13 protein-coding genes are annotated in these 13,031 nt (G+C 66.8%); 6 read left to right on the forward strand and 7 right to left on the reverse strand.

Going from position 1 to position 13,031, the window contains the following annotated elements:
- Positions 1 to 170 precede the first annotated feature (170 nt).
- The 3 genes from CRM73_RS15070 (at position 171) to CRM73_RS15080 (ending at position 2,958) form a co-directional block, all read left to right on the forward strand.
- The gene (locus CRM73_RS15070) at positions 171 to 875 is read left to right on the forward strand and encodes a tripartite tricarboxylate transporter substrate binding protein (RefSeq protein WP_229588290.1); all 705 of its coding nucleotides are present in this window, start codon (positions 171 to 173) and stop codon (positions 873 to 875) included.
- 68 nt (positions 876 to 943) lie between these two features.
- Positions 944 to 1,453 (forward strand): tripartite tricarboxylate transporter TctB family protein, encoded by a 510-nt coding sequence (locus CRM73_RS15075; RefSeq protein WP_229588292.1) that lies wholly within the window; start codon positions 944 to 946, stop codon positions 1,451 to 1,453.
- Positions 1,454 to 1,455: 2 nt separating this feature from the next.
- Positions 1,456 to 2,958 carry a tripartite tricarboxylate transporter permease gene (locus CRM73_RS15080; RefSeq protein WP_095651728.1) on the forward strand — a complete coding sequence of 501 codons (1,503 nt, stop codon included), beginning with the start codon at positions 1,456 to 1,458 and terminating at the stop codon, positions 2,956 to 2,958.
- Between the two features lie 597 nt (positions 2,959 to 3,555).
- On the opposite strand, the gene CRM73_RS15085 is transcribed toward CRM73_RS15080, so the two are convergent.
- From CRM73_RS15085 to CRM73_RS15110, 6 genes are all read right to left on the reverse strand, one after another.
- Positions 3,556 to 4,770 carry a CaiB/BaiF CoA-transferase family protein gene (locus tag CRM73_RS15085; protein ID WP_095651729.1) on the reverse strand — a complete coding sequence of 405 codons (1,215 nt, stop codon included), beginning with the start codon at positions 4,768 to 4,770 and terminating at the stop codon, positions 3,556 to 3,558.
- Positions 4,767 to 5,714 (reverse strand): hydroxymethylglutaryl-CoA lyase, encoded by a 948-nt coding sequence (locus CRM73_RS15090; protein WP_095651730.1) that lies wholly within the window; start codon positions 5,712 to 5,714, stop codon positions 4,767 to 4,769. Before CRM73_RS15090 ends, CRM73_RS15085 begins: the two co-directional genes overlap by 4 nt.
- A gap of 304 nt (positions 5,715 to 6,018) precedes the next feature.
- Positions 6,019 to 6,648 (reverse strand): recombinase family protein, encoded by a 630-nt coding sequence (locus CRM73_RS15095; RefSeq protein WP_095651731.1) that lies wholly within the window; start codon positions 6,646 to 6,648, stop codon positions 6,019 to 6,021.
- A 103-nt stretch (positions 6,649 to 6,751) separates the two neighbouring features.
- A complete protein-coding gene (locus CRM73_RS15100; RefSeq protein WP_037161208.1) occupies positions 6,752 to 7,570 on the reverse strand; it encodes an AAA family ATPase in 819 nt (272 codons plus the stop codon).
- Positions 7,567 to 8,964 (reverse strand): Mu transposase C-terminal domain-containing protein, encoded by a 1,398-nt coding sequence (locus CRM73_RS15105; protein WP_082157300.1) that lies wholly within the window; start codon positions 8,962 to 8,964, stop codon positions 7,567 to 7,569. The genes CRM73_RS15100 and CRM73_RS15105 overlap by 4 nt, the downstream gene beginning before the upstream one ends.
- A gap of 7 nt (positions 8,965 to 8,971) precedes the next feature.
- Positions 8,972 to 9,568, reverse strand: coding sequence for a recombinase family protein (locus CRM73_RS15110; protein WP_010534181.1), 597 nt, complete (start codon positions 9,566 to 9,568; stop codon positions 8,972 to 8,974).
- A gap of 193 nt (positions 9,569 to 9,761) precedes the next feature.
- Between CRM73_RS15110 and CRM73_RS15115 the strand changes: the two genes are divergently transcribed.
- Both CRM73_RS15115 and CRM73_RS15120 read left to right on the forward strand, forming a co-directional pair.
- Entirely contained in the window at positions 9,762 to 10,121 is a 360-nt protein-coding gene (locus CRM73_RS15115; RefSeq protein WP_006590980.1) for a helix-turn-helix transcriptional regulator, read from the forward strand.
- The gene (locus CRM73_RS15120) at positions 10,118 to 10,720 is read left to right on the forward strand and encodes a cadmium resistance transporter (RefSeq protein ID WP_016997609.1); all 603 of its coding nucleotides are present in this window, start codon (positions 10,118 to 10,120) and stop codon (positions 10,718 to 10,720) included. Before CRM73_RS15115 ends, CRM73_RS15120 begins: the two co-directional genes overlap by 4 nt.
- 527 nt (positions 10,721 to 11,247) lie before the next feature.
- Here CRM73_RS15120 and CRM73_RS15125 read toward each other — a convergent pair.
- Positions 11,248 to 11,931 carry a hypothetical protein gene (locus CRM73_RS15125; RefSeq protein ID WP_141246849.1) on the reverse strand — a complete coding sequence of 228 codons (684 nt, stop codon included), beginning with the start codon at positions 11,929 to 11,931 and terminating at the stop codon, positions 11,248 to 11,250.
- Positions 11,932 to 12,407: 476 nt separating this feature from the next.
- Here CRM73_RS15125 and CRM73_RS15130 point away from each other — a divergent pair, with 476 nt between their 5' ends.
- The gene (locus tag CRM73_RS15130) at positions 12,408 to 12,920 is read left to right on the forward strand and encodes a LysR family transcriptional regulator (protein ID WP_095651733.1); all 513 of its coding nucleotides are present in this window, start codon (positions 12,408 to 12,410) and stop codon (positions 12,918 to 12,920) included.
- Positions 12,921 to 13,031 lie beyond the last annotated feature (111 nt).

Raw genomic sequence — 13,031 nt, forward strand, 5'->3', positions numbered from 1 at the left:
GCACCAGCTCCTACCGGCTGCGCACCACCCGCGCCCGGAAAGGAGCCGCCAGCCCCTGATCCCCGACTACACCCCGCGACGCAGAGCCGGACGTCACCGACAGCCGGCCAGCACAACCAACACCCCGCGGGTGGGGCCAAATCAGACCATCACAGTGGGGCCATATGGGGTTGTCATACTCAGTGCTGGTCACCGGCACCACCATGGTGGGCGGCATCGAGGTCAACGGCTTGGGTCAGGACCTGACGCAGACCGTGCCGCTGCGCCGGCTGGCCGATGACTACATGGTGCTCGCCGTGCCCGCTTCCTCGCCCTACCGGACGCTGGAGGAATTCGTGGCCGCCTGGCAGAAGGACCCGGGCGCGCTGTCCATCGGCGGGGGCTCCTTGGGTGGGACCGAGCACGTGCTCTCAGGGCTGATGGGCCAGGCCGCCGGGCTGGATCCGGAAGACATCAACTACATTTCCTATTCCGGCGGCGGGGAGATTCTCACCTCGATGCTCTCCAACAGCATTGACGCCGGGATCTCCAGCTACGTCGAGTTCGGCTCCCAGATCGAGTCCGGGGACATGCGAGCCCTGGCCATCTCGGCGCCCGAGCCCGTGGACGGCATCGAGGTCCCGACCTTCCACGAGGCCGGCCTGGAGGTGGACCTGATCAACTGGCGCGGGGTCGTGGCCGCCCCCGGTGTCGCAGGTGAGGACCTGGAGGAGCTCAACGCGATCATCGACGAGACCGTGGCCACCGGCGAGTGGCAGAACGCGCTCGAGCGCAACCGCTGGGACAGCGAGGAGAACACCGCCGAGCAGTTCAGCGCCTTCATCGCCGAAGAAACCGATCGGATCCGTTCCGTGATCGAGGAAGCAGGACTGTAGTGATGAACGCTCCCCACACCCCGACACAGACTGTTCCGGCCACGGAGCAGCTCCCCCCGGAACCCCCCGTGGGCCCACCGGTGACCCACGACGGTGATCCGCCGGTGCGCCTGGACGAGCTGGCGGTCCCAGCGCTGCTGGTGGCCATCGGCGGGTACCTGACCTACGGGCTGGTGACCATGGAGGTCCCCGCCTCCGCCGCCTGGCCGGGCCCCGGGTTCTTCCCGACGATCATCACCGGCCTGCTCTTCGTGGTCGCGGCCGCGATGACCGTTCAGATTCTGCGCGCCCACCGGGGCACCCACCCATCCGAGCGTGCCCGTGACGGGCGGCCGCGCACGGACTGGGTCGCGACCGGCACCGTGGTCGCATCCTTCCTCGTCTTCGCCGCCGTGCTGCTGCCGCTGGGCTGGATCCTGGCCGGCACCGTCCTGTTCTGGGGTGTGGCCCGCGGCCTGGGCAGCCGGCGCCGGCTCTTCGATCTGCTCGTGGCGCTGGGCATGTCCTGCTTGATTCAACTGGCGTTCTCCGCGGGGCTCGGTCTTCGGCTCCCGCCTGGCATCTTGGGATGGTTCTGACCATGGATTCACTGCCTCTGCTGCTCGAGGGCTTCGCCGCGGCGCTGACCCCGATGAATCTGCTCTACGTGTTCTTCGGGGCGATGCTGGGCACCGCCGTCGGGGTGCTGCCCGGGCTGGGGTCCTCGATGGCGGTGGCCCTGCTGCTGCCGGTGACCTTCACCCTGGACCCCACCGGGGCGTTCATCATGTTCGCCGGGGTCTACTTCGGCGGATTGTTCGGCGACTCGATCTCCGGGATCCTGCTCAACACCCCGGGCAACTCCTCGGCCATCGCCTCCACCTTCGAAGGCCACAAGATGGCCCTGTCCGGCCGTGCGGCCCAGGCCCTGGCCACCGCGGCCATCGGCGCGTTCTCCGGTGGGCTGATCGCCACCACCCTGGTGGCCTTCGGCGCCCCGTTGATGGCCGAGATGGCGACCTTGTTCGGCCCGGCCGAGTACTTCGCCCTGGCCGTGTTCGCCTTCGTGGCCATCTCCGCGGTCGTGGCCGACTCCGTGCTCAAGGGCCTGGCCGCCCTGCTGATCGGGTTGGCGATCGCCTTCGTCGGCATCGACGCCCAGTCCGGGGCCTCACGCTTCACCCTGGGCATCCCCCAGTTCTTCGACGGCATCAGCATCATCGTGGTCACCGTGGGCATGCTCGCCCTGGGCGAGGTCATCTACATCGCCTCCCGCCGCAACCACCCCACCACCGCACTGATCACCACCCAGGGACGCCCCTGGCTGAGCCTGCAAGAGATGCGCCAGGCCGCCCCGGCCTGGCTGCGCGGCACCGCCTACGGGCTGCCCTTCGGGGTGATCCCGGTGGGCGGATCCGAGATCCCGACCTTCCTGGCCTACGGCACCGAACGCCGCCTGGACCGCCGCCGCCGCAACCCCATGTTCGGCCGCGGCGCCATCCAGGGCGTTGCCGCCCCGGAGGCGGCCGGCAACGCCACCGCCGGCACCGCCATGGGCGCGCTGCTCACCCTCGGGCTGCCCACCTCCAGCACGGCAGCGATCATGCTCGCCGCCTTCGTGCAGTACGGGATGCAGCCCGGGCCGCTGCTGTTCGAGACCAACGGAGACCTGGTCTGGACCCTGCTGGCCAGCCTGTTCATCGGCTTGGTGGTGCTGCTGATCCTCAACCTGCCCTTCGCCCCGCTGTGGGCGAAACTGCTGGTGGTGCCGCGTCAGTACCTCTACGCCGGGATCGCCCTGTTCGCCGCCCTGGGCGTCTACGCTTCCGGCGGGTCCCTGGCCGACGTGTTCCTGCTCATCGGCATCGGCCTGATAGGCTTCCTGCTGCGCCGCTACGGACTGCCCCTGGCTCCGGTGCTGATCGCCGTGGTCCTGGGGCCCCTGGCCGAGACCGAGCTGCGCCGCACCCTGGCGATCAGCGAAGGCGACGCCACCGCACTGGTCAGCAGCGGCATCACCATCACCCTCTACACCCTGCTCGCCGCCGCGATAATCGCCATCGCCATCGTGCGCCTGCGCCAACGCGCCCGCGTCGACGTCTGAGCCCAACGAGCACCCCACCTACCAGGGCGCCCCCGGCACACGCCGGGGGCGCCCCTTCCACGTTATGCCCCCAGGACCGCCCCGGCACCGGCAGCACGGGCGAGGCCCGCCCGGCCCCATGAGCTGATCACTCATTCGAGGCTCTGCGCTGCCGGCACCGGGAGCCGTCTATGGCCTTCGACTTCCATGGGCGCCCGAGTCTGTCGACCAGCACTCCCCTTCAAGGCAGATCGCTACGGGACGACGGCGCCACCGACGTCGACCAAAGTTGTGAGATCGATGCACCTGCTCAGTAGTGGTCTCTCGTGGACGAGCGGGACGCCTCAGCATCCGCATCACCGACGACCCACCACTCATCACTGCCCCTGCCACGGGCCGCAGCGGTGTCGCCGGTGAGGGAGTCCCCGCCGCCGCCGGCGGTGTCGCCACCATGCCCAGCCTCACCTGGTGGCCACAGATGCCGACCCGGTGGCGCGGACCGACCGACACCGCCCCCTGGCCACGAACGTGGCCGGCCCCGCCAGGCGGTCCCCGGACGCACATATGCCGTGGGTCCCGAGGCGGTTGCCTCGGGGCCCACGGCTGGGTGTGCTGGTGTCAGGTCAGGTGTGGTGCCTGGTGCTGTTCGTGCACCGGGGCCGAGATCACCCCGGCCTCGATCAGTTCCTCCACCTGCTGCGGGTCATATCCCAGCTCCGCGGCGAGGGTCGCGCTGTGCTCACCGGCCTGCGGCAGATCTAGGCGCACCCCCAGTCGGTGGCCGTCCATCTCGATGGGCAGGGCCGGCAGTGGCAGCTTCTGGCCGTTGGCCAGGGTCACTTCCGGCATGGCCCCGGGCTGGGCCAGGTGCGGATCGGTGAACAGGTCCTCGGGGCGCTGGATCGGGGCGAAGGGCAGGTTCGCGGCCTCGCACAGCGCCGAAGCCTCCTCCCGGGTCAGCTGGGACAGCCGGTGCCGGATCACCGGCAGGATCCGGTCCCGGGCCGCGACGCGGGCGGGGTTGGTGGCCAGGGAGTGGTCCTGGGCCAGTTCCTCCAGCTCGAAGGCGGAGCAGAAGGAGCGCCAGTGTGTGTCGCTGACGACGCCGATGAAGATTTTCTCATCCCGGGTGTCGAAGACCTCGTAGACCGCCCAGGCCGACAGGCGGGCGGGCATGGGTGAGGCGGCGACCCCGGTGACCCCGTACTGGGCCATGTGCTGGCCGACGAGGAAGACGTTGTTCTCGTACAACGAGCTGCGCACTTGTTGCCCGCGCCCCGTGCGGGTCCGCTCCAGCAGGGCAGCCATCACCGCCATCGCCCCGAACAGTCCGCCCATGATGTCGTTGACCGACGTCCCGGCCCGCAGCGGCTGACCGGGGGGCCCGGTCATGTAAGCCAAACCGCCCATCATCTGCACCACCTCGTCCAGGGCGGCCCGGTGCTCGTAGGGGCCCTGCAGGAAGCCCTTCATCGACAGGTACACCAGCCCGGGGTTGGTCTCCGACAGCTGTTCGTAGCCCAGGCCCATGGCTTCCAGCCCGCCGGGGCGGAAGTTTTCGGTGACCACATCGGCCTGATCGATCAGTTCCCGGACCAGCTCGAGACCGGCAGCGCTCTTGAGGTCCACGGCCAGGGACTTCTTGTTCCGATTGAACATCGGGAAGTAGCCGGCCCCGGAGCCGGGCAGGTACCGGGTCTTGTCCCCGGCCCCGACCGGCTCGATCTTGATCACCTCGGCCCCCAGATCGGCCAGGGCGAGACCAGCGGCCGGGCCCATGACCATGTGGGAGAACTCCACGACCTTGATCCCGGTCAGCGGCAGCTGGTTCATCGGGTGACCTCCTGGGTCCCGGCGTAGACGAAGCCGTTGTGCACCCCGGCATCGGGCACATGGCCGTACAACGGCTCCCCGGGCAATCCCTCTCGGATGATCTCCCGGGCCGCGATCAACGCCTCCAGGTCCACCCCGGTGCGCAGTCCCATCGACTCCAGCAGATAGACCAGGTCCTCGGTCACGATGTTGCCGCTGGCCCCGGGCGCATAGGGGCACCCGCCCAGACCGGCCTGGGAGGCGTCCAGTGTTCTCACCCCCGCGTCCAGGGCGGCCACGACATTGGCCAGACCCTGCCCGCGGGTGTTGTGCAGATGCGCCCCGCCGGCCCGCTCGCCCAGCTCCCGGCGCAGGGCGGTGAACATCCGGCTGACCTGCGCCGGGTTGGCGCTGCCGGTGGTATCCGAGAGCCCCACACTGTCGGCGCCCGCCTCGGCGCACAACCGGGCGATTTCCAGGACCTCGTCCTCCGGGACGGGCCCTTGGATCGTGCACCCGAAGGCCGTGGAGATACCGACCTCCAGGCTCACCGGCTCATCCCGGGAGGCCAGGAAATCGGCCACCCGGCCCACTTCCCTGATCGCTTCCTCCGGGGTTTTGCCGATGTTCGCCAGGCTGTGCGCCCGAGAGGCGGAGATCGGCATGGTCAGCGCCTTGGCCCCCGCCGCCACCGCGTCCTGGGCCCCACGCAGATTCGGCACCAGCGCCAGGACATTCAGCCCCTCGAGCCCCCGGGCATGAGCCACCACCTGACCCGTGTCCGCCATCTGCGGCAGACGCTTGGGCGAGACGAAGGAACCGACCTCGATCTCCCGCAACCCCGCGGCGGCCAGAGCCTCGACCCACCGGAACTTCAGCTCGGTGGGCATGGCCCGGTCCACGCTCTGCAGACCATCACGCGGCCCCACCTCACTGATCAGGACATCGATCTCTTCTGTGCGCATGCCGGAACTCCTCCACCCTCAGCCATCAGATTTCACTAGATAGAAATCATGTCTACTGAGTAGAATCATACCGATGTGCCGAGTTCCCGGTCAAGAAGGCAGGTGCGCTACCTCACACACAAGGAGGGGACAAGGCTCACCCGGCTGGATCCGGGAGGCGGACTACAGATCGGATCATCGACGCACTTCCCCCGAAGAACGGCGCGTCGGAGCGGACGCGACACCCACGACGTCACGGCGCCGAAGCCACCAGAATCGCGACAGTTCCACTGCCCCTGGACCTGCAACCGCCGCCTTGAGCGGCTCAGCCCTCGGGCCCCCTCTCGGAGTCGGCAGCGACCGGTTCGACCGTCACTGACTCGGCTGGCCGGGGCGGAAGGTGACGGTAAAGAGTAGTGCGGGTGATCCCGGTCTTGGCCACGATCTCCGCCATCGTGTGCCCGGTCTCGCGCAGATGGGCCGCGTAGGCCAGCTTGTCCGCATCCACCACCGAGGGCCGCCCGATCCGCCGGCCCTTCGCGGTGGCCACCGCCCTCGCGTGGGCGGCGCGCTCGAGGGTGTAGGTGCGTTCCATCTGCCCGAACAGCGCCAGCAGCACCACCGCCAGCTGAGCCATCGGGTCGTTCGGGTTGGTGGAGTCCACCTTGATCGGATCCGCCAAGTTACGGACTCCGACCCCACGCTCGGCGAGATCGTGGATCAGGTTCAGGGTGTCGCGCACGGTGCGCCCGAGCCGGTCCAGGGTGTGCACCACGATCACATCACCCTCCCGGGCGTAGGCCAGCGCCGCGGTCAGTCCGGGGCGATCTGTGGTGGCCCCGGACTTCTTGTCCACATAGATCCGCTCCGGGGCGATCCCGACCTGGTGGAGGGCGTCGATCTGCCGGTCGAGGTCCTGTTTGGCCGTCGAGACCCGCGCGTAGCCCAATTCCATGCCGTTAGCGTACCGGAAGTCGACTCCGTACGGACAAAACGGAACCTTATTATGTGACTTCGTCTGCTGAATGGCGGGGTTCTTCGGTCGCTTCGTGGCGGGGTCAGGTGACACCGATGACCAGGGTGCTCTGTGCGGCTTCGATGACGTCGTTGGTGATGGTGTCGAGTTCGTTGATCTTCAGGACCCGCTGGATCTGGGGGAAGAGGCGTTCGAGGAGCCGGAAGTTGCCGCGGGTGATCCGTGCGATGGCTGCGATGGCTTGGGCGTCGGTGAAGTCGTCGGGGTCGAGGGTCTTGCCGAGGGATCGCCAGTGTCGCTCGAGGACGAACAGCAGTTCGTCTTGTCCCAGGGGCCGGTACTGGTGGGCGAAGCCGACTCGGCTGTAGAACTGGGGGTAGTGGCTGAACTGCTTCTCCAGGCCGGGCATGCCGATCAGGATCAGGGCGATGTCGTCGCGGTCGTAGCGATCGCGCAGCAGTTCCAGAGCGGCGGGACGCAGTCGTTCGGCCTCGTCGACGATGATCAGCTCCACGTAGTTCCTGCCGTGTCGCCATCCCCAGGCCTCGGGAGTGGCCGTGCCGGGAGGTACGAGGTGCTGCTCGATGCACATGTTGGTGCGGGTGATGGCTTGGGTCAGCTCGTCCTTCAGGGTCCGCGGGGTGGTCAGCACGCTGGGGGTGTAGAGCACGGTGCGGCTCCGGTTCAAGGCGGCGTAGATCTTGGCGTCGTTGTCGGAGCGCGGCCCCCAGTAGGTCAGCAGGTCATGAGCCTTCTCGTAGTGTGCGTAGCGGCGCGCGGAGAGTGTCTTTCCTACGCCGGCTGATCCGAAGCACAAACCGATGGTGTGCCCGCGGCGCACGGCGTCGGCGAACTCGGTGAAGCGGCGGTGCTCCTTGGTGACGATGAAGCGCTGGCTCACCTGAGGTCCTCCTTGTAGATCTTCAACGCCGACCTCGGCGCCGGAGCCGGTGCTTCGGTGATCCGTGGCGTCTCGGTAGGTGCGGCCACGAGGGCGATGCGTTCGTTGATGCCGGCTCGCAGCGCCCGGCGGCGGGCGTTGCGCGCGGCCTGGATCTCCTTGAGGCTGACCTTCTGGTCGTGGTGCTCTTGGTTGACGGCCTTGCAGACGAATTCGTCGTGATCGAAGACGCGGATCTCGGTGATGTCGCGGGGGTCGTAGCGGATCACGACCGAGCGTCCGACGTAGCCGGCCAGAGTTGGCGAGACGTAGCGCAGGCCCTGGAAGCGGATGCCATCGCGGCGCACGACGCGGGTCTTGGCGACGGTCAACAGCAGTCTGTCGAGGTCTTCCAGGCTCTCGGGCATTCGGGGCAGCCAGCCATCGGCGATCCACGCGCTGCGCGGGGAGGTTCCGAGCTCGCTGTGCGTGCGGTCGTTGTAGGTGGCCACGAACGCCTCCAGGGCGCTATCGAGGGCGGCCAGGGACAGTTTCGGTGTCGGCCAGGGGTGCCCTTCGGTGATGTGTCCGGGCAGGGTGGCGAGTAGCTCGGTGTTGATGGTGCCGAAGAACCGCTCGATCTTGCCCCGTCCCTGGGGTCGGGCGACGGTGGAGTGGATCAGTCGGATGTGGAGGTCGACGGCGGTGTGGGCGAGCTGGTCACTGGTGAAGTCGCTGCCGTGGTCGACGTAGAGCACGTCGGGCAGGCCGCACATCGGCCAGGCCGGGTCGGTCTTGTGCCAGATCGCTTGGCGCAGCGCCAGGGCGGTGTTCATCGCCGACGGTGCGCCCAGGAAGACTGTGTAGCCGCAGACCGCCCGGGAGCAGTCGTCGAGGATCGTTGTCAGCCATGGCCGTGCGGGCTTGCCGTCGGTGCCCACCACCAGGATGTCGAGCATGGTGTGATCGGATTGCCACATCGCGTTGGGCAGCTCTGCTTGCCGGCGTAGCACCAGCTCGTGCTTGTCGCGGTAGGACGCTGCGCCCTCCAGGGCGAGGGTGACCATGCCGGGATCCAGGGTCCGCACGATGTCCCACACCACCGAGTAGGAGGGGACCGGCCACCTCCGGGCGGCGCAGATGCCCGTGACTTTGCGATGGATCGTGGCGATGGCCGGCCGCGGCTTGCTCAGTGCCAGGCCCTCGATCAGGTCGACGAGGTCGGGCGGAAGGCGGCGGGAGCCGGCGTCCGCCCGTGAGGCTGTCTCCAGTCCGGCGTAGCCGTCGGCGCGGTAGCGGGCGTGCCAGCGCTCCAGGGTCCGCAGCCCTACATCGGTCTCGCGAGCTAAGCGCGCGAGGGGCACCTGGTCCTCGACGTGGAGCCTGAGGATTCGCCACCGCGCTCGAGCGTCCACGACGCACCTACTGCAAGGCGTTCTCGCGCCCGCGCTCGGCGCGCTGAAGGGCGCGGTAGACCGTGGAGCGGCCCACGCTGAACAGCTCGGCCAGCTCGCCCACGGTGTGCTCGTCGGCAGCATGTAGCTGGACGAGGTGAGCTTCTTGCCGGGGGGTGAGTTTCGGTGACTTCCCGCGCAGCCGGCCCTTGGCCTTGGCGACCTTCATCCCCTCGCGGGTGCGGGCACGGATGAGGTCGGCTTCGAACTCGGCGACCATCGCCAGCACGTTGAACAACAGTTTCCCCATCGGGTCGGTCGGGTCGTACACCGATCCGGCGATGCTCAGCTTCACTTCCCGCGCCGCGAGGTCGTCGGCGATCTGGTGGGCATCACGGACTGAACGCGCCAGCCGATCGAGCTTGGTGACCACGAACGTATCGCCGTCCCGACAGGCAGCCAGCGCCTGCCGCAGGCCCTCACGGTCGGCGTTGCGGCCCGTGAGCCCGTGATCGACGTAGATGCGCTTGGGATCGACGCCGAACGCCGCGAGTCCGTCACGCTGCGCGGTCAGGTCCTGCTCGTCGGTGGAGACTCGGGCATAGCCGACCTTCAAGGGGGACATGCTCCCCAGTGTGTCATATAGCCTCCCTTCACCGGACAGTTCACCGGACGGGTCTTACGGGACAGCCCGCCAGGCGTGCCGTCGTTCCTCTCGATAAGTAGCGGTGGTGTCCGGTGAGGGTTCCCCTTACGGGCATGCGATCTGGGCTGACGCCTGTGACCGAGTGTTCAGTGCGCGCTGTATAGTTCAGTCCATGCTGACTATTGCTTCGCGTCTCGACGTGATGAACCGCCTGGGTCGTGCACTGGCCGACCCCACTCGATCCCGGATCATCTTGACCCTGCTCGACCATCCCGCTTACCCGGCGGAACTGGCCCGAGATCTGGACCTGACACGCCCGAACGTGTCCAACCACCTGGCATGCCTGCGCGATTGCGGGATCGTCGTCTCCGAGCCCGAGGGTCGTCGGACACGATATGAGATCGCCGATTCGCACCTGGCGCAGGCGCTGACGGCACTGGTCGATGCCACCCTGGCAGTGGACGAAGACGCCCCGTGCATCGATCCCGCCTGCTCGCTTCCCGGATGCGACGCAGCTGGGGAGGGCGCATGATCCTCACCTCGGTCTTGCAGGCGATGGGCCTGTTCGCAGCGACCAACATCGACGACATCATCGTGCTCTCCCTCTTCTTCGCGCGAGGGGCAGGCCAGCGCGGCACTACCGCCCGCATTCTGGCCGGCCAGTACCTCGGATTCGCCGGCATCCTCGGTGCCGCGGTCCTGGTGACCATCGGTGCCGGAGCATTCCTGCCCTCGGCAGCCATCCCGTACTTCGGTCTCATCCCTCTGGGCCTCGGCCTCTGGGCCGCATGGCAGGCCTGGCGCGGAGACGATGACGACGATGACGACGAGGCCAAGGTTGCCGGCAAGAAGGTCGGCGTGTGGACAGTCGCAGGCGTCACCCTTGCCAACGGCGGCGACAACATCGGCGTCTACACCCCTGTCTTCCTCAGCGTGGAACCTCTCGCAGTAGTCGCCTACTGCATCGTCTTCCTCGCGCTCGTCGCGGTCCTGGTGGCCCTGGCAAAGTTCGTCGCCACCCGCCCCCCGATCGCCGAAGTGCTCGAACGCTGGGAGCACATCCTCTTCCCCATCGTTCTCATCGGCCTCGGCATCGTGATCCTCGTCAGCGGCGGAGCCTTCGGACTCTGACGTAGCGGCAGCGATCCAAACGGCCCCGACCGGGCGCACCCCTCTCGGTTCAGACCGCGACACCTACCTGCAGCCAGTCCTGCGTGATCGCGGCAACAAGACCGCCACGGAGCGCTGCAAAAACCCCGCCACCAAGCGAACGAAGCCACACCTTATTATGGGGCTGACTTTTGGGACGGCAAACGCTATCCATAGCTCATCAGGATGGGCCTCACCACTGAGCGTCCCACTACCAAGGAAGTGGGACGACCACTTCAAGCTCTACGAGACGTCTTGCAACCCATCGCTCGAAAGACGCCTACCCGCTTCCATGTGACAGATGGAGCCAAAAATTAACTCGGCCTTGTCGGGGCATGCCCGCAGGCTCGGAGTCGATATTTACCAGATGGCGTACCGGCCGGGGTTGCCTTGCTGGTGGGTCAAAAGCAGGACGGGGGCGGCGCCAAAGGGCCGACCCCGTCTTACTTTGCAGGTGTGCGCGTCACCGACCGAGTGATTGCTGGACGGCTCAGCCTGCAGCTCGTCCCTTAGGCCTCGGGAACGGAGATAACCTTGCTGGCTTCCAGTGCGGTCCATGCGTTCCAGTTCCCGGCTTGCCCCCGAGAAGTGCGGAACTGGATCTCATGGAACACTTCCTCGGCACCCGACTCGGTGTTGAACGCATTCACCACCTTAGGCATGACGATTGTGGTGGTCTTGTCGAAGGACTTCTTCTGGGTAAAAGTGCCACGAGCATCGTTATTAGCCGCATTTATGTCCTGCTCCCAGAGAGACTGCTTGACCTCGATCGTGCGCCCAGCTTCACAGAAGGCCTGAGTCGGAAAATCCAGTTTGCTGCCGTTCTGCAGCACCAGCGGGTCCAAAGGCTTGACCGTGCACCGACCATGGGTTGTCCCGGTTGGTTGAGGCACGACAGTGGTCTTGCTTGATTCCGGTGCAGTCCATGTGTTCCAGTTCGCGGCTTGCCCGCGAGAAGTGCGGAACTGGATCTCCTGGAACACCTCCTCGGCTCCCGATTCGGTGTTGAACGCGTCGACGACGTGGTCGATGACCACTGACCCGGTCTGGGCGAAGGTTTTCTTGTGGGTCGTCGCGCCACGTGAGTCGTGAGGTCCACCGTCCCGCTCCCAGAGGATTTGTTTGACCTCGATTGTTCGACCGCCCTCACACAGCACTTTGATCTGGAAGTTCAGCTTCTGGCCGTTCTGCACCACGACAGGATCCAAAGGTGTGACTGTGCACCGGCCATGGGTGGTCTGGGCTGCGGCAGGGGAAGCAGTCGCTACCGGAAGGGCAACAGCTGTAAGGGCCACAGCCAGGGATGCAGCTGCCATCCTGCATCCAGCGGGGCGGTGTGTTGCGGTTCTGGGGGGAAACCATCGGGTGGGTGACATGAGGTGCTCCTGAAGTTATCGAACCGGTGTAGGGACCGCCGACAATCGTGAGGTGAATTGAAGGGGATCATTGAGCCTCTCGACGAGGGCTCGGTCAACTGACTCATTGCCCGATACGGCAGATATCCATGGACCCAAGGTACGAAGGCCGAGGACACTGGGCCCATACCGGTGCCAATGAGGAATGAGGGCTTGACAAGGGGAAAAGATCTCCCGTGATGGCAGTGATACCCACTATTCGCCACGGAACCGAGCACACCGATCGGCTGGTCCTTTGAGATACGAGTGGAAAAATGGAGCTGGATCTGGAATGCGTCGCCAGCTTTCTGGTCCTGTGCGAGGAGGAGCACTTCGCGCGGGCCGCCGCCCGGTTGCACCTCACCCCTCCGGCCCTATCCAAACGTCTCCAACGCCTGGAACATCAGATCGGCGCCCGCCTTCTCAATCGTGGCCCTACCGGCACCACTGCGCTTACGGCCGCAGGCTGGCAATTCGCCGAACAGGCCGTAGCCGCGATGGATCAAGCCCACCGCGCTCAAGTCACCGCCTGCGCGGCCGCCCGCACCCCGATACGAGCTGTGGTGCGCATCGGCGTCCCTAGCGTCATCAACACCCAACCCGCCGCACAGGCGTTGACTAGACCGATCCAAGCCCTCCGGGAACGCATTCCCGGAGTTGAGATCCAGTGCATCGGGGTGCCATACGGACGCACCCTTGACTGCCTGCTCCATCACATGGTCGACATCCTCTGGAGCCCAGCGGACATCAAGCATCCCGCACTCGATTTCAGGGGACTGTCGCTCTAACGGTGTAAGAGGCGTTTCCATGGTTAGTGGTTCTCCGCCGCCGGCATCCGGTCGGCGAAGGTGATGGCGAAGGCGTTCAGCGCCGGCTTCCACCGTGTGACCCATCGTGTC

Origin of the sequence: Kocuria sp. CCUG 69068, from assembly GCF_020833785.1 — a bacterium.
Lineage (GTDB): Bacteria > Actinomycetota > Actinomycetes > Actinomycetales > Micrococcaceae > Kocuria > Kocuria rosea.